The following is a 21,784-nucleotide window of genomic DNA, read 5'->3' as shown; positions in this document are numbered from 1 at the left end:
AGCCCGTGACCGTACCCGACACGGCCCGCGTGGCCGAGGTCGTCGTCACGGGGAACGGCACGGCCGAGTACGGCTCCGGTTACCGCATCGCCCACCGGCTCGTCCTCACCGTGGACCACCTCTTCGGCCCGGACCCCGACCCCGGCACGTGCACCGTCCGCCTCGGCGGCGGCGACACCGCACTGTCCGCGACACCCGTGTGGCGCGGCAAGAACGGCCGGGACCTCGCCCTGTTACGCCTCGACGACGCCCCCGCCGACACCGTCCAGCCGGTGTCCTTCGGCGCCCTGCCGCCCGGCGCCGGCAGCGTGCCCTTCATCGGGATCGGCTTCCCCGCCTTCGCGACCCGCCCCGAGGAACCCGGCGTCACGGGCCTGCGGCGGCGGGACAGCCGCCAGGCCGAGGGGTTCGTCCTGCTGGGCTCCAACCTCAAGTCGAGGCTGCTCGACCTCCAGTACACGACGACCGCGCCCCGCCCGCCCGGCGGCGGCGACCCCGACCCCTGGCGGGGCATGTCCGGCGCCGCGTTCCTCACCCCCACCGGCGGTCTCCTCATCGGCGTACAGGCGCACCGGCTGCCCGCCGCCGGCATCGCCGGTGCCGAGGCCGAGCCCATCGCCGACGCCCTCGACGACCCGGACCTCTGCCGCCAACTCGCCCTGGGCGGCGTGCGGTACGAACCCCGGCCCGTCGCCCTCGGCGACGAACCGCCCGAGCCGGAGCCGCTGCTGCGCGCGGTCATCCCCCAGCACGAACTCGTCAGCGGCTTCGGTGACTTCAAGAAGAACCTCACCTCCGAACAGCTCTCCTTCGTGTCCCCCGGACCCGACCACCCGGCCGAGCCCGCCAACCTCTTCGTGCGGCTCGTCGGCTCGGGCGACCGGGGCGTCCTGCTCGTGGGCGCCGCCGGCACGGGCAAGACCCGGGCCGGCATCGAGGTGGGCCGGATCGCCCTCGAAGCGGGCTGGCGCGTCCTGCACGTCCTGCCGGGCGAGGACAGCTCCGTCACCGACGTCATCGCCGAGCAGGTCTGCGCGGAGCAGACCCCGGCGCTCGTCGTCGTCGACTACCTCAACGAGTCGCAGCTCGACCTCCCGGCACTGCGGCACCGGCTCATCCCGGAGGCCCGCCGCCGCGACATCCCCGTCGCGCTCCTCGCGTCCGTACGCCCCGGCTGGCTGCGGAAGGCGAACCGGGGGCAGCTGCACGACCTGTTCGACGAGGTGGAGCTGCGCCAGGACGACGACTTCCAGAAACAGGTCGCCGACAACGCCCTGCGCACACTCGCCCCGGCGGCGACGGAGCGGTACGGCATCGCCCGGATGCGGGAGATCTGCGGCCACCGCCCGATCGTCGCGCTGCTCGTCGCCCGCGAGGTGGAGCGGCGCTTCACCTCGGGCCTGGGCCTGCCCGAGCCCACGGGGCTGCGCGAGGGCGGGGAGATCCCCCGCTGGCTGAAGAGCCGCCTCGGCGAGGACGACCTGGCCGTACCGGGCCGCGAACACGCCTTCGTCCCCGTACGCGCCTCCCACTCCCTCGTCGCCGCCGCCGCGGCCACGGCCGCGTGCCCGCAGGCACGCGAGGACGTGACGGCAGCGGCCCGCGCGGCGCTGAGCGCGCTGGGGGCGCAGGGGATGGCGGGGGCACAGGGGGTACCTGGGATGCCTGGGGCACCTGGAGCGCCGGGGGTGCCCGCGGCTCCCGGCGGGCCCGCAGCGCCCGGGGGCGCCACGGCAGCGCACGCGGTCATGCCGCACGCCGTCATGCCGCACGCCCCAGGCCCGTACCCCCAAGGCCCGCACGCCGCCGCCCCGTACACCGCCGCGCCGCAAGCCCCGGTCCCGCACGCCCCAGTCCCGCAAGCCCGCACCCCGTACACCGCCTCCCCCCACACCGTCGTGCCGCGCGCCGAGGACGTGGTCGCCACCCTCCTCTCCCTCGGCTGGCTGGAGACCGACCCCGACGGCACGCTGTCCGTCGCCCACGACCTCGTCACCGACCAGCTCGTCGAATCCGTCCTCCTCCCCGAGCGGGACGAGGCGCCGGACACCGACGGCGCCCACGCCCTGCTCGCCGGATGCCTCGTGAGCCCCCGCGCGGTGGGCCGCGCCGCGCTCAACCTCGGGCGGGTCGTCAACGACCTCGCGCTCGCGGACCGTTCGGGCCCGGTCTCCGCCGTACTGAACGCCTGGTTCACCCAGCACGCCACCACCCTCGGCGCCGTCCTGCGGCAGGACGCCGGCATCGGCAGCTACGCCCTCGGCGCGGTCTGCTCCGGCGCGCCCTGGTCCATCTCGGCAGTCCAGTGCTGGTCGCAGGTCGTCAGCCCCTGGCTCGCGGACTTCGGCAGCCGCATCGCCGCGCGGCACCTGCTCTACCGGGGCCTCCACCACCTCCCCGAGGAGGGTGCCCGGCTGCTGCTGCCCACGGTGTGGTCGTGGCTGGCACGGCACGGCGAGCTCGGGCAGGCGAGTTTCGTCCTGGCCCCGGTGCTGCACCGCCCCGGACTCGACACCGACGAGACGGGCCAGGCGGTCTCCGCCGCCCTGACCTGGCTCGCCCTCCATGCCGCCGTGCAGGAGGCGCAGTTCGTTCTCCACCCGCTGCTGTCCCGCACCGACCTCGACGCCGGCGAGGCGGAGAAGGCGGTCGCCGCCGCCCTGACCTGGCTGGAGAAGCACACCGCCACCCAGGAGGCCGGCTTCGTCCTCGAACCGCTGCTGTCCCGCACCGACCTCGCCCCGGCCGCGGCGAAGGAGGCGATCGCGGCGGCCCTCACGTGGCTCCGCCGGTACACCACGGCGTCGGAGGCGCGGTTCGTCCTCCACCCGCTGCTGTCCCGCACGGACCTCGACCCCGGTACGGCGGCGAAGGAGGCGATCGCGGCGACGCTCACCTGGCTCGCCGAGCACGCCGCCGGCCAGGAGGCCCGCTTCGTCATCAACCGTCTCCAGGCCCGCACCGACCTGGACGCGGACGCGACCGAGAAGGCCATCGCCGCCGCCCTCGCCTGGCTCGAACGGCACACCGACACCCACGACGCCGACTTCGTCCTCAAGCTCCTGCTGGCCCGCACGGACCTCGACCCGGAGGTGGCGGAGAAGGCCGTCGCCTCCGCACGGACCTGGCTCGCGTCCAACCACACCAACGAGGACGCCGACTTCGTCCTCGGCTCGCTCCTCAAGCAACTGCCGCGCGGCGGAACTCCCCCCGAGATACGGGAGATGGTCGACACGTGGGTGGGCCTCCACACGCCGGAGCAGGACTTCACGTTCCTCAGCAAGTGGGTGCTGCGCCAGCGCCTGATGAGCCCGACGATCTACCGCGCCATGCTCCACTGGGCCCGCACCAACCTCGACAACGAGGACCTCGTCCCCCGCATGGCGGGGACCGCGTTCCAGGTGGGGCCGTACATCACGACGTGGGAAGAGGCCCGCAAGTGGCTCCGTACCGTCGAGCTCTGCCTCGACCACGCCGAACAGCACGGGCCCCCGTCGAACGTCAACGGCGTGCTCGACGCCCTCGTCTCCACGCTGTCCCAGCAGTTCCGTACGGGAATCGGGGCGGCGTGGGCCGACGACTGCATCCGCAGGTGGATCGCGCTGCCGTTCGCCATGGACCCCACGGTCTTCCGCCACAACGACGGCATCGTCGGCCGCATTCACGCGCTGCTCATCGGCGGCGGGTACGACCCGGCGGAGCAGGCCCGAATCGTCGCGCGGCTCCGGACATGGGTGGTGGCCTGGCCGGTCCACGAGCGGAACACGGCGGCCCTCGCCTACATCGACGCCCACATGCTGCCGCCCCGCCCGGGCCCGCCGCCACCACGCCCGCCGGCACCACAGCCTCCGGCACCACAGCCTCCAGCGTCACGGCCTCCGGCGCCACGCGAGGGCGAACCCGCGCAGTCCGCCGGCTAGGCGAGGGCCCGGCGGGGGCGCGGGACGAGCTCACCGCCGCAGTTGGGGCAGACGTCGTCCATGGCGTCGGCGCACGGCACGCAGAAGCTGCACTCGTACGTACAGATCCGGGCGGGCCCGTCCACGGTCAGGGTCGCCGTCTCGCAGCGCTCACAGCGGTCTCGCATCTCCAGGGCCATGGTCGGCTCCCCTCCTCGTACGTCCGGTGACACCCCTCATCCTCCGAGGCACCCCCGCACCCCCGAAACAGGCCGGAAGACAAAGATCAAAGGGATCGGGCCACTCCCGCCGCACCCCTCGGCGACTCAGTGGCGGACCAGGCAGAACGGATGCCCGGCAGGGTCGGCGTACACCCGCCAGCTCCGCTTGCCGTCCCCCTCGTCCAGGACGGTCGCGCCGTGGGCGAGGACCGCTTCCTGGGCCGCGTCCAGGTCCGGGACGCCGAAGTCGAGGTGGGACTGCTGGGGGCGCTCGGGATCCGGCCACGCCGGCGGGCGGTGGTCGGCGACGCCCTGGAAGCAGAGGACGAGCCCGCCGGGGGTGTGCAGCGTCGACCAGGCGTCGCCGAGGGACCAGCGGGGATCCGGCCGGTCGACCTCCCCGCCGAGGACGGAACAGTAGAACTCCGCGAGGGCGCGGGGCACGGGACAGTCGATGACGAGGCACTGCAGGTCGGCGATCACGCGCGGAGTCTAAGGCGCGCCCTGCGCCGCCCGCTTGGCCGCGCGGACCTGGGTGCGGACCGCGCCCATGCTCGCCGCGATGACGAGGGCTATGGCGAGGGCGTCGACGACGGACAGCGCCTGGCTGAGGATGAGGAAGCCGGCCGCAGCCGCGATGGCCGGTTCCAGGCTCATCAGGATCGCGAAGGTGGGCGCGGGCAGGCGGCGCAGGGCGAGGAGTTCGAGGGTGTACGGCAGGACGGACGACATCAGCGCGACCCCGAGGCCCAGCAGGACCGTCGACGGTACGAGGAGCTTGTCGCCCGCTTCCGCGATGCCGAGCGGCAGGCTGAGGACGGCGCCGAAGGCCATGGCGAGCGCGAGCCCGTCGGCCTGCGGGAAGCGGCGGCCCGTACGGGCACTGAAGACGATGTACGCGGCCCACATCGCGCCCGCGGCGAGCGCGAAGGCGGCGCCGACGGGGTCGAGGCGGTCGAAGCCGCCGCCGCTGAGCAGGACGACGCCGCCGAGGGCGAGCCCGGCCCAGAGCAGGTTGCCCAGTCGGCGCGAGGCGACCACCGAGAGGATCAGCGGGCCGAGGACCTCCAGGGTCACGGCGGCGCCGAGCGGGATCCGGTCGGCGGCCTGGTAGAAGAGGATGTTCATCCCCGCCATGGCCGTGCCGAAGGCGACGATGGTGCCCCAGTCGGCGCGGCTGTAGCCGCGGACCTTGGGCCGGCAGACGGCCAGCAGGACGACGGCGGCGAGCACGAGCCGCAGGGTGACGACGCCGAGGGCTCCGGCGCGGGGCATGAGGAGGACGGCGACGGCGGAGCCGAACTGTACGGAGAGTCCGCCCGCGACGACGAGGGCGACGGGCCCGAGGTGCCGACCACCCTTCCCGGACGCGAGCTTCCCGAACGCGAGCTTCCCGGGCGCAGGAACCTGCTGGGGCTCGACCGTCACGGCGACCGCCGGCACATCCTTGACCGGACTGTTCACCGGACCACTCCTCCACTCACATCGCACCACACCGTCAAAGGTTCATTGAACTGTACTGCAAGTCCAACACAATGAACTCACCGTATCGTCCCGCCGTAATCCCCTCCCACGCTACGAGCCCCCGCGCGGCACCGGAAATGCCGATTGCGCTGCGGTTATGCTCCGAAGACATGAGCATCGAGCTACGCCACCTCCGCTGCTTCCTCGCCATCGCCGAGGAATCCAGCCTCACCAGGGCGGCCGCCCGGCTCCACCTCACCCAGCCGGCCGTCTCCCGCACGCTCGCCGCGCTCGAAGCCCACCTCGGCGCCCGGCTCGTCGACCGCTCCACCCACCACCTCGCCCTCACCGCCGAAGGCCGCGCCTTCCAGGACAGGGCCGCCGCCGCCCTCGCCGCCTTCGACGCCGCCGTCGACCCGGCCCGCCTCCGCCACCGCCCCCTGCGCCTCGGGCACGCCTGGTCGGCCTTCGGCCCGTACACCACCCCGCTGCTCCGGCGCTGGCAGCGGCAGCACCCCGAGACCCCGCTCGAACTGCTCCGCATCGACGACCGCACGGCCGGACTCGCCCGCGGCGAGGTGGACGCGGCACTGCTCAGGGGCCCGGTCGACGCGCCCGGTCTCGTCACGGAGGAGCTCGCCACGGAGGAACGGGTCGCCGCGCTGCCCGCCGACAACCCGCTCGCCGACCGGCCCAGCCTCACGCTCGGGGACCTGGCCGCCGAGACGATCATCCTCAACACCGTCTCCGGTACGACCACGCTCGCGCTCTGGCCGGCCGGCGGCCGCCCGGCGGCCACCCTGACCGTCGCCAACACCGACGACTGGCTCACCGCGATCGCCGCGGGCCGCGGCACCGGCGTCTCCTCCGCCTCCACGGCCGCGCTCCACCCGCACCCGGGCGTCGCCTACCGCCCGCTGTCCGACGCGCCGCCGCTGCCGGTGGTCCTGGCCTGGCGGGACGCCTTCCCGCACCCGGCGACGGGCGCGCTGGTCGCGATGGCCCGCGAGATCGTCAGCGGGGGCTGAGCGCCTCCCACTCCTCGCGGAGGATCCCGTACGTGATCGAGTCCCGCCAGGCACCCCGGACGTGGACGTGCCCCCGGATCCGCCCCTCCTCGACGAAGCCGGAGGCGAGGAGCGTCCGCGCGGAGGCGGTGTTGAGGGGCGCCCGCGCAGCCCACACCCGATGCAGGCCGAGCTCCCCGAAGGCCAGCGCGAGCAGCAGCCCGACGGTCTCCCGCCCGTACCCGACACCCCACGACTCGGGCCGCAGCGCGAACCCCATGGTCGCCGCACGCTGCTGATGCGGATCCACCGCGAGCCGCCCGAACCCGACGAGCCCGCCGGTGGCGAGCTCGACGACCCCGAGGGCGTACTCCTCCCGAGGAACGACCCGCGCGGAACCGACCGACCGCTCGACGACCCCCCGAACCTCGTCGAGCGAGCGAGTGGCGAAACTGAGGTGCTCGGTCGCGAGCTCGGAACCGTAAATGTCATGCACGGCGGATACGTCACCGGCACCGAGCTCACGAAGGACGAGGCGCGCGGCCGGGGGTTCGTTGTCGTCGATGCGCATGCGTGAAGGGATCTCCTTCAGTCCTGGGCCTGCCACCTGCGAGGGCACGAAAGGCAGGCGGCAACGGATGGCCGTTTCCGGCGAGCTTCTGGTGGGACCGCCCTCTCTCCGAGAGTCGCACCTTCCACCACCGCGTCAAGGGCGCCTTCGGCGTCGCTACGCGATGGCCTTCGGCCACCCTTGACCCGGCGGCTCCAGGAGCGAATGACCTCTCGGAGGGCGGTCCGGGGGCCGGGGTCGCCGGGGCCCGGGCATCGGCCGGGGTGGAGTGAGCGGGTGACGGGCCGGTGGGTGGGGGCTTGGCTTGCGGCGGGGGCGAGTGGGCACCTTCCGTCGGTTCGGGGTGCGCGATCGTTGAATGGGGCAGCCGGGCAAGGCTTAGCGGCGAACGTCCATCGAGTGGTCGGGATTCAGGCCCCGCTGGTCATTCCCGGATGTGGTGAGAGGCCTTGCGGGCCAGGGTGCGGCGCAGGAGAAACGAGCGCGGGACGGGACAACAGGCTTCAGGTAGCCCGACAGGAGACTCCTGGCGCGAACCTCGGTAATCCGAGCAATCCCTACAGTTCGTCAGCCCGCACCAGCCCCCGCTGGGTGAAATGCCCGTCTTGAGGCTGCCTCCCGGCTCCTTACTCGCAGTAATGCACGGCTCGCCTGCCCCAACCCACCGGGAATGACCAGCCAGGCCTGAATCCCAGCCGAGGGACGTGCGTTCGCCGCCAAGCCTTGCCCCGCTGCCCCATTCAACGACCGCGCACCCCGAACCGACGGAAGGTGCCCACTCGCCCCGGCCACTAACCGAGCCCCCACCCACCGGCCCGTCACCCGCTCACGAGGCCTGAGCGATACCCGGGCCCCCGGCGACCCCGGCCCCCGGACCGCCCTCCGAGAGTTGTTGCGCAGCTTCCGGCGCCGGGTCAAGGGTGGGCGCAGCCCATCGCGTAGCGACGCCGAAGGCGCCCTTGACGCGGTGCCGGAAGCTGCGACTCTCGGAAAGAGGGCGGTCCCACCAGAAGCCCGCCCGAAACCCCCGCCCCTAGCGCCCCTCCCCCTGTTCCAGGGCCTCCGCCAGGAGTTCCGCCAGGTGGTGGGCCTTGCGGGGTGTCAGGTCGGCGATCTGGGTGCGGCAGGAGAAGCCGTCCGCCAGGACGGTTGTGGTGTCCGGGGTCGCGCGGAGTGCCGGCAGGAGCTGGTCCTCGGCGCAGGCTACCGAGACCTCGTAGTGGTCCGGTTCGAAGCCGAAGTTGCCCGCCAGGCCGCAGCAGCCGCCCGACAGTTCGCCCGTGAGGCCCGCGCGGGCGCGGAGGCGGCGGTCGGGGCCGTCGCCCAGGACCGCGTGCTGGTGGCAGTGGGTCTGGCCGGTGACCGGGCGGTCGATGCGGGGCGGGGTCCAGTCGGGGGCCAGGGTCTCCAGGGCCTCGGCGAAGGTCAGGACGGACGCGGCGAGGCGGGCGGCCCGGGGGTCGTCCGGCAGCAGTTCGGGCAGGTCGGTGCGGAGCGCCGCCGCGCAGGAGGGTTCGAGGACGACGATCGGGCCGGGACCAGGGCCCGCCCCGGAGTCAGAGCCCGAGCCCGTGCCCCCGTCGCCCCCCGGCGCCAGGTCCAGCACGTCCAGCGTCCTTCTCATCACCTTGCGCGCCGCCCCCAGCCGGCCCGTCGACACGTACGTCAGGCCGCAGCAGACCCGGCCCGGGGGGAGTGTCACCCCCAGGCCCGCGTCCTCCAGGACGCGTACCGCCGCTCGGCCCACTTCCGGGGCCAGGTGGTTCGTGAAGGTGTCCGGCCACAGGGTCAGGGCCGGCGGGCGGCGCGAGCCACGCTCGGCGAACCAGGACACGAGCGTCCGGTCCGCCACCCTCGGCATCGACCGCTCCGGCGTCACCCCCGCCAGCCGCGCCGCGAACGGCAGCCGTGTCGCCGCGTTCACGCCCCGCCCGAACAGGTCCAGCCACCGGGGCAGGCTGCCCATCGTCCAGTGGGAGCGCGGTCGCCGCCACCGGCCGGCGACGCCCGCGTAGTGGCGGTCCAGGAACTCCGCCTTGTACGCGGCCATGTCGACGCCCACCGGGCAGTCGCTGCGGCACCCCTTGCAGGACAGGCACAGGTCGAGGGCCTCGCGGACCTCCTCCGACTTCCAGCCGTCGGTGATCACCTCCCCGAGCGCCATCTCGTGCAGCAGCCGCGCCCGCCCCCGCGTGGAGTGCTTCTCCTCCCCCGTCGCCCGGTAGGACGGGCACATGACCGTCGGGCCGGAACTCGGGCCCGAGACCCGGCATTTGGCCACTCCCACGCATCTCGCCGCTTCCCAGCCCACGCCCACCAGCGGCAGCCCCTCGAAGCGCAGCCCGGAGTCCAGCGGCTTCGGGCGGACCAGCATCCCCGGGTTCAGGCCTCCGTCCGGGTCCCACACGTCCTTCACCGCGCCGAAGAGGCCGACGAGCTCCTCCCCGTACATCCTCGGCAGCAGTTCCGCCCGCGCCTGCCCGTCGCCGTGCTCGCCGGAGAGCGAGCCGCCGTGGGCGACCACGAGGTCCGCCACCGCCTCCGAGAAGCGGCGGAAGTCCCGTACCCCCTTCCCCGTCCACAGGTCGAAGTCGATCCGCACGTGCACGCAGCCGTCCCCGAAGTGCCCGTACGGGATCCCCCGGAGGCCGAAGTCCGCGAGCAGGGCGCGGAATTCGCGCAGGTACGCGCCCAGCCGGGCCGGCGGCACCGCGCAGTCCTCCCATCCCGGCCACGCCTCCCCGCCCCCGGGCAGCCGCGTCGCCGTCCCCGCCGCGTCCTCGCGGATCCGCCACAGGGCCCGCTGCCCGGCCGGGTCGCGGACCAGGGCGGAGTCGAGCGCGTCCGCCGCCCGGACCAGTCCCCGCGCCGGGCCGTCCCCGTCCATCTCCACGAACAGCCACGCCCCGCCCCGGGGCAGCCCCTCGGCCCCGCCCCGGACGAGGTCGGCGGCCATGCCCTCCACGGTCAGCGGGCGGTAGGGCAGGAGCCCGGCCGCCGCGTCCGCCGCCGCGCTCTCGTCCGGGTAGCCCAGGACGACGAGGACCGGGTCGGCCGGCAGCGGGACGAGCCGTACGGTCGCCTCCGTCACCACCCCGAGCGTGCCCTCGCTCCCGCAGAACGAGCGGACCACGTCCACGCCCCGCTCCGGCAGCAGCGCGTCCAGGGCGTAGCCGGAGATCCGGCGCGGGAGGCCGGCCGGGTAGCCGGTCCTCAGCAGGGCCAGGTGGCGGTCGACGAGGTCGAGGAGTCCGGGCGGCGCGCCCTGCCCGTCCCGGCCCAGCGTCAACTCCGCTCCGCGATACGTCACCACTTCGAGCGAGCGCACGTTGTCCGCCGTGGTCCCCCAGGCGACCGAGTGCGCCCCGCACGCGTTGTTGCCGATCATGCCGCCGAGGGTGCAGCGGCTGTGCGTGGACGGGTCGGGGCCGAAGGTCAGCCCGTACGGCCGTGCCGCCTCCCGCAGCCGGTCCAGGACGAGCCCCGGCCGGACGACGGCCGTCCGCTCCTCCGGGTCCAGGGAGACGAGCCCGGCCATGTGCCGTGTGAGGTCGAGCACCACGCCCGTACCGGTGGCCTGGCCGCCGATGGACGTGCCGCCGCCGCGCGCGACGACCGGGGTCGTGCCGTGTGCCCGGCACACCTCAAGGACGGCCGCGACGTCGGCGGCGTCGCGCGGCGCGACCGTACCGACCGGCACGCGGCGGTAGTTGGAGGCGTCCATGGTCGTCAGGGCCCGCGCCGTGACGGAGAAGTCGACGTCTCCGGCGACGGCTGCGCGCAGGTCCGCGGCGAGGGCGGAGGCATGATCGTCGTGTGTTCCCACAAGGCCAGGATGTCTCAGTCCTCGTCTCATCCGGCGGACATCCCGCGACCGGGCCCTTCCCGACCCGATACTCTCCGCCTCGTGGCTGAGATCCAGATTCCCGCTGACATCAAGCCCGCCGACGGCCGTTTCGGCGCGGGCCCCTCCAAGGTGCGTACGGAGGCGCTGGACGCCCTGGCCGCGACCGGCTCCTCTCTCCTCGGCACGTCCCACCGCCAGGCTCCGGTCAAGAACCTGGTCGGCGAAGTGCGTGCCGGCGTCTCCGACCTCTTCTCGCTGCCCGAGGGCTACGAGGTGATCCTGGGCAACGGCGGCTCCACCGCCTTCTGGGACATCGCGACCCACGGTCTGATCGAGAACAAGTCGCAGCACCTCACCTTCGGCGAGTTCTCCTCCAAGTTCGCGAAGGCCGCCAAGCTGGCTCCCTGGCTTGCCGAGCCGACCGTGATCTCCTCCGACCCGGGCACGCACCCGGAGCCGGTGGCCGAGGCGGGCGTCGACGTCTACGCGTACACGCACAACGAGACCTCCACCGGTGTCGCCGCCCCGATCAAGCGGGTCGCCGGTGCCGACGAGGGTGCGCTCGTCCTGGTCGACGCGACCTCGGGCGCGGGCGGTCTGCCCGTCGACATCACCGAGTCGGACGTCTACTACTTCGCCCCGCAGAAGTCCTTCGCCGCCGAGGGCGGCCTGTGGCTCGCGGCCTTCTCGCCGGCCGCTCTGGAGCGCGCCGCCCGGGTCCACGCCTCGGGCCGGCACATCCCGGAGTTCTTCTCGCTGCCGACGGCGATCGACAACTCGCTGAAGAACCAGACGTACAACACTCCGGCGCTGTCGACCCTCTTCCTGCTCAACGAGCAGCTGAAGTGGATCAACGGCCAGGGCGGTCTCGACTGGGCCGTGGCCCGGACGAAGGAGTCCTCGGACGCGCTGTACGGCTGGGCCGAGGAGTCCAAGTACGCGTCGGCGTTCGTGACGGACCCGGCGAAGCGCTCGCAGGTCATCGGCACGATCGACTTCGCGGACGAGGTCGACGCGGCGGCGGTCGCGAAGGTGCTGCGCGCCAACGGGATCGTGGACACCGAGCCGTACCGCAAGCTGGGCCGCAACCAGCTGCGGATCGCGATGTTCCCGGCGGTCGACCCGGCGGACGTGCGGGCGCTCACCGCCTGCATCGACTACGTGATCGAGAAGCTCTGATCTTTTGCACGCAGGAGGGCCCGGCGTCGGACATCGTCCGCGCCGGGCCCTTCGGCGTTCCCGGGCGCGCCGGGCCCTCCGGCGTTCCCGGGGGTCAGCGGCTCCCGCGTCGGTGGTCGCTGGGCGCCATGCCGTACGCGCGACGGAAGGCGCGACTGAAGTCCGCCTGGTGCCGGAAGCCCCAGCGGCTCGCGATCTCGCCGACCCCGCAGTGACCGAGGCGCGGGTCGACGAGGTCCGCCCTGCTGCGTTCGAGGCGGAGCCGCCGGATCGTGGAGCCGACCGTCTCCGGCTCGTCGCGGAAGAGCAGGTGGAGCAGGCGTACGGAGATGTGGTGGTGTGCCGCGATGGCCGCCGGGCCGAGCTCGGGATCGGGCAGGTTGTGGTCGATGAAGGTGCGGATGCGGGCGCGCAGCACCTGCTTCCGGGTCTCGGCGGGCAGCGGGGCGGGGCTGTCGCTCGCGGCGGCGAGGAAGGCGGCGGCCAGGTCGAGGGCGATGCCTCCCAGGCGGCGCAGTTCGGCCGGCCCGCACCGGTCGGCCTGGATGCGGAGCCCGTTCAGGTACGAGGCGAGCAGCGCCCCGGAGCCGGTCCGCGCGGGCAGCGGGGTGCCGAGGAGTCGGTCCGCCCGGTCTTGTGGCAGCGGCAGCTCGGCGCGGGGCAGCCGTAGCAGGCTGACCCGCGAGAGCCGCTGTTCGTCGTGGAACTCGCCGCTCAGGGGGTGGGAGGTGTCGAAGATCGCCATGTCCCCCGCGGTGAGGAGGGAGTTGTTGCGGCACTGCTCGATGCCGATGGGGCTGCCGTGGACGAGGAAGAGGAAGTACTGCTCCGGGTCCGCGCGCCGGATGTGGGCGGCGGCCCGCAGCGCGGACATCGGGGAGAACGCGAGGCAGGAGAGGTCCGTGTCCTCCAGCCGGATCGCCGTGGCGGAGCCCTGGAAGCGGTCGGCGTACGGGCTGGTGATCGACACCGGCATGATGAGGTCGCCGACCATGTGGGCCCACCACTCGTAGCCGTCGCGTGCGCTGACGCTGTCGGTGGAGACCGATGCCTTCACACCCTCACCCCCCAGTGATGTGTACACGTCCATCGTGGGTGTGCGGGTGGAAGCCGGAACAGCGGAATGTCGGTCAACTCGCCTGAATCCAGCGGCCCTTTGCGCTCACTGCGACGCAAAACTGCGCCCGATGCCAACGACGCGGACGGAGCACGCGCCGCACAGTGGTGACCCGTCCCGGCACCGTGCCGGGACGAGAAGCAGAGGTGACTCAGTGACGAAGCAGGGGAAGCAGGGGAAGCAGGGGTCCTTACGGGCCGGCGGTTGGGGGAAGGCCGTCGCCGCCCTGGTGGTGGCCCTCCTGGCCCTCGTGGCCACACCCGGCGCCGCCGGGGCCGCCGGGGCCGCGAGCGACGCCGGCACGGGCTTCACCGCGCAGGCCAGAAGCGCCGGGCTGAACGGCGCGGAGGCGAGAAGCCTGCAGAAGCGGGTCGACGGCTACCTGGCGCAGACGGACGGCACCCAGGTCGGCGCCAACAAGATCGCCCTGGCGGGCGGCGGCGAACTGCTGCTCACGCTGCCCGGGGAGAAGCGGGCCCGCGACCTCACCGCCCCGAACGCGGGGCTGGGTGCGCTGGCCGGCTGCCCCTACACGTACGTGTGCGCGTACAAGTACGAGAACTTCACGGGTGACCAGATGAACCTCTTCGACTGCGACACCCTGAACCGCATCGTCTGGACCACGACAGGGTCGTGGATCAACAACCAGCGCTCGACCCTGTACGCCAAGTTCTACGACGCCAACGTCAACCTCGGCTGGACCTCCCCCGGCGGGTACAGCGAGGACCGGCACGCCCCGTGGGGCTGGGTGTGGTGGCTGAGCCCCTGCTGACCGAAGGGTGAGCGGGACCGGCGGGGGCGGCGCGGGAGCCGTCCCCGTCAGGTCTCAGTCCCCTCGCCGCAGCAGGCGCTTGATGCCGAGGACGAGGACGGTGGCCCCCGCGAGGACGAGGAAGCCGGTGGTCGCGTTCCCCTGGCCGCCCTGGGTGTCGCCGGTGGCGGGCGTGCTCGGGGCGGCGGAGGCGCCCGGCGTCTTCGGCTCCTCCGTGGCCGGCCGGTCGGCCGTGTCGCGGTCGACCCGCACCACCTTGCTGTTCACGCCCTCCGAGCCGAACATGAAGGCCGAGCCGTCCGTCGTGTACGTCACCGACTCCGCCTGCCCCTGGAAGGGGGCCCCGACGCCCGTGCCGCCGTCGCCGAGGCGTCCGTCCTTCCAGGCGTACTCCTTCGCGCTGAAGTAGCCGCGCAGGACGAGCCGGCCGCCGTCCGGGGAGAAGGCGCCGTCGGTCACCCACGGCACGTCGTCGACGCGCCGGAAGACGTTCGTCCCGGACGAGGAGAGCCGCTCGGGGCCCGCGTACAGGCCGCCGCCGTCCTGGTTCTTGCTCGCGATGTACACCCGGCCGGTCTTCGGATGGACCATCAGCGCCTCGGCGTTGCGCGGACCGTCGGCGTACTTCACGACGTACTGCTTCGCCGCCACCTTCTGGTCCTTGAGGGTCTTCGGCTCGGGGAAGCGGTAGATCCAGACGTGGTCCCAGGAGCCGTCGAGGTTGTCGCCGATGTCGCCGACGTAGATGTCGCCGTCCGGGCCGACGGCGATCGCCTCCATGTCGCGGGGCGTGCCGACGCCCTGCATCGTCAGGGTCGCGACGGTCTCGCCCGTACGGGAGTCGATGCCGTAGATCAGGGGCGCGTCCTGGTCGTTGTGCGTCCAGTAGATCCCGGGGTGGGCGCGGCTCGCCGCGAGACCGCTGGACTCGGTGATCCGGGGGTCCGCGATCGTGAAGTCCCGGTCGGGGTCCTGCCCTTCGGCACGGGCATGACCGGCGGGGAGCAGCACCAGGGCCGCCGCCGCGCCGAGGGCGCACAGAGCAGTTCGCATGGCCTCAAGCCTGCCACGGGACGGGGGAAACCCGCTTGACCAGCGGAGGAGCCGCTGTCATGGTCACGCGCATGCCCACTTTCACCGCGCCCGACGGCACGGAACTCGCCTACCACGTCACCGGTTCCTTCCCCGGTTCCGGCGCCCCGCTGCTCTGTCTGCCCGGCGGTCCGATGGAGGACTCCGCCTATCTCGGGGACCTGGGCGGGCTCACCGCCTTCCGGCGGGTGATCCGGCTGGACCTGCGGGGCACGGGCGCTTCGGCGGTGCCGGACGACCCGTCCTCGTACCGCTGCGACCGGCTCGTCGGGGACGTCGAGGCGCTGCGGATCGAGCTGGGGCTCGACAGCGTCGACCTCCTCGGGCACTCGGCGGGCGCGAACCTGGCCGCGCTGTACACGACCCGGTACCCGGAGCGGGTCGCGCGGCTGGTCCTCGTGACCCCGGGCACGGCGGCCGTCGGGATCGACACGGCCGGCGAGGAGCGGCTCGCGGCGGCGCGGCTGCGGAGCGCCGAGCCGTGGTTCGGTCCGGCGTACGCGGCGCTTGAGGAGCTGACGGCGGGGCGCGGGTCGGCCGAGACGTTCCAGGCGGTCGCGCCGTTCTTCCACGGGACGTGGGACGAGGCCGCGCGCGAGCGGCACGCGGAGAGCGGCCGGCAGCGGAACGGGCAGGCCGCGGGGGTGTTCGGAAGCGAGGGCGCGTACCAACCGGAGGCGACGCGCGCGGCGTTCGGGGCGTTCGGGCGGCCGGTGCTCGTCGTCGCCGGGGAGGGCGACGCGAACACGCCGGTGCCGACGGCCACGGCGTACGCGGAGCTGTTCCCGAAGGCCACGCTCGCGGTGCTGGCCGGGGGCGGGCACTTCCCGTGGCACGACGACGCGGAGTGGTTCGCGGAGACGGTCGACGGCTTCCTGGGGTAGGCGTACGGGTGGGTGTACGGGTAGGCGTACGGGGCCGGGGCCGTGTCCCGGATCACGTCGCCGCCCCGGGGAGCGGTCCGCGATGATGTGACCATGCGTTTTCTGTTCGTCGGCGACAGCATGACCATCGGACGCGTCGGCGACTGGACCTGGCGCCACCGGATGTGGCAGCACCTGGAGGCGACGCTCCCGGGCGGGTACGAGATCGTCGGCCCGCGCACCGGGCTCTACGATCCGACGGCGGCCGACGACCCCAACGGCGTCGAGGCCTACGCCGACCCCGCCTTCCCCGCCCCCGCCCGGCGCCATCTGGCGGGCTGGGGCGAGGGCTGGCTGCACATGGCGCCGGTGATCGGCGGGACCGTCACGGCCACGGGGGCGGACGTCCTGCTGATCTCCCTGGGCCTGATCGACCTCGGCTTCTACACGAACAGCGACCAGACCGAGGAGAACGTCCGCGCGTTCGTCGCGGCTGCCCGCGCCGCGAACCCGCGGGTGCGGGCCGTGCTCCTGCCGGTCATCCCGAACGTCCGCGCCGAGTACGACGCCCCCTTCGCCGCCGAGTGCGCCCGCTTCAACGAGCTCCTCGCGAAGGCGGTCGCCGACCTGGACACGGCGGCCTCGCCGCTGCTCCTGGCGACGGTCCCGGAGTCGTACGACATCCACGCGGACACCTACGACGGCACCCACCCGGGCGTGACCGGCGAGCACAAGCTGGCCGCCGCCTTCGCGACGGCGATGCACCAGGCGTGGGGCCTGGGCGGCCCGTACGTCCCCTGAGGGGTCACGCCCTCTGAGGGGTCACGTCCCCTGAGGGGTCACGCCGCGCGGGTGAGGCGGTTCGCGAAGGTGGAGAGGGTGTACGTGCCGACGCCGAGGACGACTTCCAGGGCGTTGCGGCGGGTGTAGCCGGCCTTCGCGAAGGCCGCGAGGTCCTCGTCGCTCACGGCGCCGGAGGAGGCGAGCACCCGGAGGGTGAACGTCCGTACGGCGGCGAGGCGTTCGGCGTCGGGGGCCGGGCCGAGGGCGGCCATCTTGGCCTCGTGCATGTCGACGCAGAGGTGGCACTGGTTCCGCTCGGCGACGGTGAGGACGACCGTCTCGCGGGAGTGCGGGTCGAGGGTGGTGGACTCGAAGATCGCGCTGAGCTTGAGGAAGCCGTCGAGGGTCTCCGGGGATTCCTTGAGGAGGGCGACGGCGGCGGCGGTACGGGCGGACATGTCGTTCGTTGCGGACAAGGCGGTTCCCCCGGACTAGAATGGACAACATGGTTGACCATGTCGCTGGAGAAAACGTAAACCAGGTTGTCGATACTGGCAAGGGGGTACCGGCCGACGGCCCGGGATTCGAGCTACCCCTGCTCCTCTTCGGCGGCTTCCGCACCCTCATCGACCGGCTCCACGCCCGCCTCGCCACCGAGGGCCACCCCGACATGCGTCCCGCCCACGGCTTCGCCATGCAGGCCATCGGCGTCGACGGCGCCACCGCGAGCGACATCGGCCGCCGCCTCGGCGTCTCCAAGCAGGCCGCGGGCAAGACCGTCGACCGGCTGCTCACCGTCGGCTACGCGGAACGCGCCGACGACCCCGCCGACGCCCGCCGCAAACTCGTCCGGCTCACCCCCCGCGGGTACGACGCCCTCGCCCGCTCCGCCGCGATCTTCGACGAACTGCGGGCGGAGTGGGCCGCGACACTGGGCGCGGACCGCGTCCGGGACATGGAAGCGGCCCTGCGGAACGTCGTCCCCGCGGAGACGGCGTTCCGCCTGGACGCCACCAGCTGGCTCGGCGCGCCCTAGGGGGTGTCCGGCGGATCAGGGACTTGGACCCGGATCATGACCCTGGACCGGGGGCATCACCAGGCGAAGGCCTCCGGCGACGGGCCCGGGCCCGGGAAGATCTCGTCCAGGGCGGACAGGACCTCCTCGCTCAGCTCCACCTCCAGGGCGCGCAGCGCGCTCGTCAGCTGCTCCGGCGTGCGCGGGCCGACGATCGGGCCCGTCACGCCCGGGCGGGTGAGCAGCCACGCGAGGGCCGTCTCGCCCGGCTCCAGGCCGTGCTTGTCGAGCAGGTCCTCGTAGGCCTGGAGCTGCGCGCGGGACGTCGGGTCGGCGAGGGTGGCGGCCGCGCGGCCCTCCGTACGCCGCTTGCCCTCGGCCTCCTTCTTCAGGACGCCGCCGAGCAGGCCTCCGTGGAGCGGCGACCAGGGGATGACCCCGAGGCCGTACTCCTGCGCGGCCGGGATGACCTCCATCTCGGCGCGCCGCTCGAAGAGGTTGTAGAGGCACTGCTCGCTGACGAGCCCGACCGAGCCGCGGCGGGCGGCGGCCTCGTTGGCCTGGGCGATCTTGTAGCCGGGGAAGTTCGAGGAGCCGGCGTACAGCACCTTGCCCTGCTGGATCAGGACGTCGACCGCCTGCCAGATCTCCTCGAAGGGAGTCGAGCGGTCAATGTGGTGGAACTGGTAGACGTCGATGTAGTCGGTGCCGAGCCGCTTGAGGCTGGCCTCCACCGCGCGGCGGATGTTCAGCGCCGAGAGCTTGTCGTGGTTGGGCCAGGCGTCGCCGTCGGCGGCCATGTTCCCGTACACCTTGGTGGCGAGGACGGTCCTGTCGCGGCGGCCGTCGCCCTTGGCGAACCAGGAGCCGATGATCGACTCCGTCCGCCCCTTGTTCTCCGCCCAGCCGTACACATTGGCGGTGTCGAAGAAGTTGAGCCCCGCGTCCAGCGCGGCGTCCATGATGGCGTGACTGGTGACTTCGTCCGTCTGCGGGCCGAAGTTCATCGTGCCGAGGACGAGTCGGCTGACCTTGAGTCCGGTGCGTCCGAGCTGCGTGTACTCCATGGGGGTCAAGCCAACTGCTTCGAGTCCGCTCGAAGCAAGGAGATTCCCATGGAGCGAACGCGGCGAACGGTGCCGCCCGGGCTCGTCGAGGCGCTTACTGTCCGGTCAGCGACGCCACCGCGATGATCGCGAACATCAGTACGAGCGCGCCGGCCATGATTCGGTTACGGGTCTTCGGGTCCACGCATCGAGGTTAACCCGACCGCCCCTCCCGCCCCTCAAGGGGCCAGCCGTCGAGCTGCTCGTACCGGGGCTGCTCGCCCCGCACCCCGCTCACCGGCAGGTTCGAGCGGACGAGCGCCAGCTCGGCCACCTGCCAGCGGCCGCCCTCGAAGGCGTGGAGCTCGTCGAGGTACGGATGCAGGTCGACCGCGTCCGTCCGCGCGCGGGCCAGCGTCAGATGGGCCTGGTAGCGGCGGTGCTCGTCCATCGCGACCCCGGCCCGGCGGGCGGCGGCGTCGGACCGCTCGGCGAGCAGCCGCAGCTCGTCCAGGTCCCCGGCGACCCCCGTCCACAGGGCGCGGCGGCCGAAGTGACCGCCGCCGTGGAGGCGCAGCGGGAACGGCGAGGTGCGGTGCGCGGCCCGGGCGAGCCGGACGCGCAGCTCGGGCAGCAGCTCCTCGTCGACCTCGCCCATGAAGGCGAGCGTGAGGTGCCAGCCGGGCCGCGAGGTCCAGCGCAGCCCGTCGGCCCCGGGCAGCCGGTGCAGCCGGTCCGTGACGTGTCCGAGCTCGGCCAGCTGCTCCGCGGGCGGCAGGACGGCGGCGAAAAGCCTCATGGGAAGAGTCTGGCAGGCCGGGCGACCAGGGCCTGTCCGGCCGGGCCCGTCCGGCGGATCAGGCCCTACCCTCTGGGGGATGAAGATCCGAAAGGGCGGGGTGGAGGACCTCCCCGCGATACTCGCAGTGCTGGACAGTGCCGTGGTGTGGCTCAACGGCAAGGGAATCACCGCCCAGTGGGGCACGGAACCGTTCTCGGCCCGCCCCGCGGCGGTGAAGCAGGTCGAGGACACGATGGCCGAGGGCGATCCGTGGATCGTCGAGATCGACGGCGTACCGGCGGGCACGATGACGCTGACGCCGCACCCGGGCAAGCACGTGCCGCCGGCGGACGAGCCGGAGGTGTACGTCCGCCTGCTCGCGACCGACGCGCGCTTCCACGGCCACGGGGTCGGGGCGGCGCTCCTCGCCCACGCGGAGGAGGAGACGCGGCGGCAGGGGGTGTCGCTGCTGCGGGTGGACTGCTTCGCGGGCAGCGAGGGCCGGCTCGTCGCGTACTACGAGGGCCAGGGCTTCACCCGGACCGAACCGTTCGCGGTGGGCGAGTGGCAGGGCCAGGTGCTGGAGCGCCGGGTCTGAGCCGCTGACGGCGACGGCGGGAGGGGTCGGGGCCGTAGCGGGGGAGGGGGTGTCCGGACGTAAGAGCGTCGTGAACCCGCGCGAAGCGCGGTGAGACGCAGTCCGGACCCCCCTCCCCCGCGGAGGCCCCGGCCCCGGACCCCACACGCCCAGGCCGCCGCCCACCCGAGGGCTAGGCGGCGGTCACCAGACGCTCCCGCGCCACGAACCGCACCTGCGGGTGCCCGTGGCGCCAGCCCAGGGCGACCTTCAGGCCGCCGACCTTCGCCAGGACCAGGCCGATGACGCCCGCCGCGAGCAGCGAGATCACGCCGCCCGTCGCGAAGCCGACGCGGGCGCCGTACGTGTCGGTGACCCAGCCGAGGAGCGGGGCCCCGATCGGGGTGCCGCCGGCGAAGACCATCATGTAGAGGCTCATCACGCGGCCCCGCATGGCCGGGTCGGTCGCCATCTGCACGGCCGAGTTCGCGGTGATGTTGACCGTGAGGCCGATCATGCCGATCGGCACGAGCAGCAGCGCGAACAGCCAGAACGCCGGCGACAGGGCCGCCGCGATCTCCAGGACGCCGAAGACCGCCGCCGCGACGACCAGCATCCGCAGCCGGGTCGATCCGCGACGGGCCGCGGCGAGGGCGCCCACGAGGGAGCCGGCCGCCATCAGGGTGTTGAGGAAGCCGTACGTACCGGCGCCGACGTGGAAGACCTCCTCCGAGAAGGCCGTCAGCCAGATCGGGAAGTTGAACCCGAAGGTGCCGATGAAGCCCACGAGGACGATCGGCCAGATCAGGTCCGGCCGCCCGGCCACGTACCGCAGGCCCTCCCTCAGCTGGCCCTTGCCGCGCGGGGCGCGCTCCACCTTGTGGAGCTCGCTCGTCCGCATGAGCAGGAGGCTCACGAGCGGGGCGGCGAAGGAGAGGCCGTTGAGGAGGAACGCCCAGCCGCTGCCGACTCCGGCGATGAGGACACCGGCGACGGCGGGGCCGACGAGCCGCGCGGACTGGAAGTTCGCCGAGTTCAGGGAGACGGCGTTACGGAGCTGGTCGGGGCCGACCATCTCGGCGACGTACGCCTGCCGGGCCGGGTTGTCGACGACCGTCACCATGCCGAGGAGGAAGGCGATCAGGTAGACGTGCCAGACCTGGATGGAGCCGGAGAGGGTGAGGACGGCGAGCGCGAGGCCGCACAGTCCGAGGGCGGCCTGACTGAAGAGGAGCAGGCGCCGCTTCGGGTAGCGGTCGGCTATGACACCGCCGTACAGGCCGAAGAGCAGCATCGGCAGGAACTGCAGGGCTGTGGTGATGCCGACGGCGGCGGCCGAGCCGGTGAGGCTCAGGACCAGCCAGTCCTGGGTGATGCGGGCCATCCACGTACCGGTGTTGGAGACGATGGCTCCGGTGAAGAACAGCCGGTAGTTGCGGATTTTGAGCGAGGAGAAGGTTTCCCCCCGCCCACGGGTCTTGAGGGTGGGTTGATGGACGGGTGCGGAGTCTGCTCCGGGTCCCGTACTCAAAGTGCGTTCGCCTCCTTGG

At 73.1% G+C, this 21,784-nt stretch carries 19 protein-coding genes; 8 read left to right on the top strand and 11 right to left on the bottom strand.

What is annotated here, in order from left to right; all coding sequences use genetic code 11:
- The first annotated feature begins 5 nt into the window (after positions 1–5).
- Positions 6–3,920, top strand: coding sequence for a hypothetical protein (locus ACFC0G_RS02780; protein ID WP_376396052.1), 3,915 nt, complete (start codon positions 6–8; stop codon positions 3,918–3,920).
- On the opposite strand, the gene ACFC0G_RS02775 is transcribed toward ACFC0G_RS02780, so the two are convergent.
- The 3 genes from ACFC0G_RS02775 to ACFC0G_RS02765 all read right to left on the bottom strand — a co-directional run bounded on the left by ACFC0G_RS02775 (position 3,917) and on the right by ACFC0G_RS02765 (position 5,548).
- On the bottom strand, positions 3,917–4,099 hold the full coding sequence (locus ACFC0G_RS02775) for a DUF1272 domain-containing protein (RefSeq protein WP_376396049.1): 183 nt from the start codon (positions 4,097–4,099) through the stop codon (positions 3,917–3,919). The genes ACFC0G_RS02780 and ACFC0G_RS02775 overlap by 4 nt on opposite strands.
- Before the next feature lie 126 nt (positions 4,100–4,225).
- Complete coding sequence (locus ACFC0G_RS02770) at positions 4,226–4,603, bottom strand: VOC family protein (RefSeq protein ID WP_376396046.1); 378 nt, start codon at positions 4,601–4,603, stop codon at positions 4,226–4,228.
- A gap of 9 nt (positions 4,604–4,612) precedes the next feature.
- Positions 4,613–5,548: a DMT family transporter gene (locus tag ACFC0G_RS02765; RefSeq protein ID WP_376396174.1), complete on the bottom strand. Its 936-nt coding sequence runs from the start codon at positions 5,546–5,548 to the stop codon at positions 4,613–4,615.
- A 206-nt stretch (positions 5,549–5,754) separates the two neighbouring features.
- On the opposite strand from ACFC0G_RS02765, the gene ACFC0G_RS02760 reads away from it, so the two are divergent.
- A complete protein-coding gene (locus ACFC0G_RS02760) occupies positions 5,755–6,612 on the top strand; it encodes a LysR family transcriptional regulator (protein WP_376396043.1) in 858 nt (285 codons plus the stop codon).
- On the opposite strand, the gene ACFC0G_RS02755 is transcribed toward ACFC0G_RS02760, so the two are convergent.
- The gene (locus ACFC0G_RS02755) at positions 6,599–7,162 is read right to left on the bottom strand and encodes a GNAT family N-acetyltransferase (RefSeq protein ID WP_376396040.1); all 564 of its coding nucleotides are present in this window, start codon (positions 7,160–7,162) and stop codon (positions 6,599–6,601) included. The genes ACFC0G_RS02760 and ACFC0G_RS02755 overlap by 14 nt on opposite strands.
- A 1,033-nt stretch (positions 7,163–8,195) precedes the next feature.
- Entirely contained in the window at positions 8,196–11,018 is a 2,823-nt protein-coding gene (locus ACFC0G_RS02750; RefSeq protein ID WP_376396037.1) for an FAD-binding and (Fe-S)-binding domain-containing protein, read from the bottom strand.
- A 51-nt stretch (positions 11,019–11,069) separates the two neighbouring features.
- Here ACFC0G_RS02750 and serC point away from each other — a divergent pair, with 51 nt between their 5' ends.
- Positions 11,070–12,188, top strand: coding sequence for a phosphoserine transaminase (gene serC, locus ACFC0G_RS02745; protein ID WP_376396035.1), 1,119 nt, complete (start codon positions 11,070–11,072; stop codon positions 12,186–12,188).
- A 94-nt stretch (positions 12,189–12,282) separates the two neighbouring features.
- On the opposite strand, the gene ACFC0G_RS02740 is transcribed toward serC, so the two are convergent.
- On the bottom strand, positions 12,283–13,245 hold the full coding sequence (locus tag ACFC0G_RS02740) for a helix-turn-helix domain-containing protein (RefSeq protein ID WP_376396032.1): 963 nt from the start codon (positions 13,243–13,245) through the stop codon (positions 12,283–12,285).
- Between the two features lie 214 nt (positions 13,246–13,459).
- Here ACFC0G_RS02740 and ACFC0G_RS02735 point away from each other — a divergent pair, with 214 nt between their 5' ends.
- Positions 13,460–14,077 (top strand): hypothetical protein, encoded by a 618-nt coding sequence (locus ACFC0G_RS02735; RefSeq protein ID WP_376396029.1) that lies wholly within the window; start codon positions 13,460–13,462, stop codon positions 14,075–14,077.
- Between the two features lie 54 nt (positions 14,078–14,131).
- Here the strand turns inward: ACFC0G_RS02735 and ACFC0G_RS02730 are convergent, their stop codons facing one another.
- The gene (locus tag ACFC0G_RS02730) at positions 14,132–15,130 is read right to left on the bottom strand and encodes a WD40 repeat domain-containing protein (RefSeq protein WP_376396026.1); all 999 of its coding nucleotides are present in this window, start codon (positions 15,128–15,130) and stop codon (positions 14,132–14,134) included.
- Positions 15,131–15,201: 71 nt separating this feature from the next.
- Between ACFC0G_RS02730 and ACFC0G_RS02725 the strand changes: the two genes are divergently transcribed.
- Positions 15,202–16,053: an alpha/beta fold hydrolase gene (locus ACFC0G_RS02725; RefSeq protein WP_376396024.1), complete on the top strand. Its 852-nt coding sequence runs from the start codon at positions 15,202–15,204 to the stop codon at positions 16,051–16,053.
- 93 nt (positions 16,054–16,146) lie between these two features.
- Positions 16,147–16,833 carry a GDSL-type esterase/lipase family protein gene (locus ACFC0G_RS02720; RefSeq protein ID WP_376396017.1) on the top strand — a complete coding sequence of 229 codons (687 nt, stop codon included), beginning with the start codon at positions 16,147–16,149 and terminating at the stop codon, positions 16,831–16,833.
- Positions 16,834–16,871: 38 nt separating this feature from the next.
- Here the strand turns inward: ACFC0G_RS02720 and ACFC0G_RS02715 are convergent, their stop codons facing one another.
- Positions 16,872–17,291, bottom strand: a complete 420-nt coding sequence (locus tag ACFC0G_RS02715) for a carboxymuconolactone decarboxylase family protein (protein ID WP_376396014.1) — start codon at positions 17,289–17,291, stop codon at positions 16,872–16,874.
- A 29-nt stretch (positions 17,292–17,320) separates the two neighbouring features.
- Here ACFC0G_RS02715 and ACFC0G_RS02710 point away from each other — a divergent pair, with 29 nt between their 5' ends.
- On the top strand, positions 17,321–17,851 hold the full coding sequence (locus tag ACFC0G_RS02710) for a MarR family winged helix-turn-helix transcriptional regulator (protein WP_376396011.1): 531 nt from the start codon (positions 17,321–17,323) through the stop codon (positions 17,849–17,851).
- A 56-nt stretch (positions 17,852–17,907) separates the two neighbouring features.
- Here ACFC0G_RS02710 and ACFC0G_RS02705 read toward each other — a convergent pair whose 3' ends face one another.
- Together ACFC0G_RS02705 and thpR are read right to left on the bottom strand one after the other, a co-directional pair.
- On the bottom strand, positions 17,908–18,897 hold the full coding sequence (locus ACFC0G_RS02705; protein ID WP_376396008.1) for an aldo/keto reductase: 990 nt from the start codon (positions 18,895–18,897) through the stop codon (positions 17,908–17,910).
- A gap of 193 nt (positions 18,898–19,090) precedes the next feature.
- Positions 19,091–19,675, bottom strand: a complete 585-nt coding sequence (gene thpR, locus ACFC0G_RS02700) for an RNA 2',3'-cyclic phosphodiesterase (RefSeq protein ID WP_376396005.1) — start codon at positions 19,673–19,675, stop codon at positions 19,091–19,093.
- A gap of 79 nt (positions 19,676–19,754) precedes the next feature.
- Here thpR and ACFC0G_RS02695 point away from each other — a divergent pair, with 79 nt between their 5' ends.
- Complete coding sequence (locus ACFC0G_RS02695) at positions 19,755–20,255, top strand: GNAT family N-acetyltransferase (RefSeq protein ID WP_376396002.1); 501 nt, start codon at positions 19,755–19,757, stop codon at positions 20,253–20,255.
- A 172-nt stretch (positions 20,256–20,427) separates the two neighbouring features.
- Here the strand turns inward: ACFC0G_RS02695 and ACFC0G_RS02690 are convergent, their stop codons facing one another.
- Positions 20,428–21,765 carry an MFS transporter gene (locus ACFC0G_RS02690; protein ID WP_376395999.1) on the bottom strand — a complete coding sequence of 446 codons (1,338 nt, stop codon included), beginning with the start codon at positions 21,763–21,765 and terminating at the stop codon, positions 20,428–20,430.
- Positions 21,766–21,784: the final 19 nt, after the last annotated feature.

Source organism: Streptomyces sp. NPDC056169 (assembly GCF_042268445.1).
In the GTDB taxonomy this organism is placed as follows: Bacteria; Actinomycetota; Actinomycetes; order Streptomycetales; family Streptomycetaceae; genus Streptomyces.
Note: the sequence above shows the minus strand (reverse complement) of the source record. Positions and strands in the feature narration are given on the sequence as shown.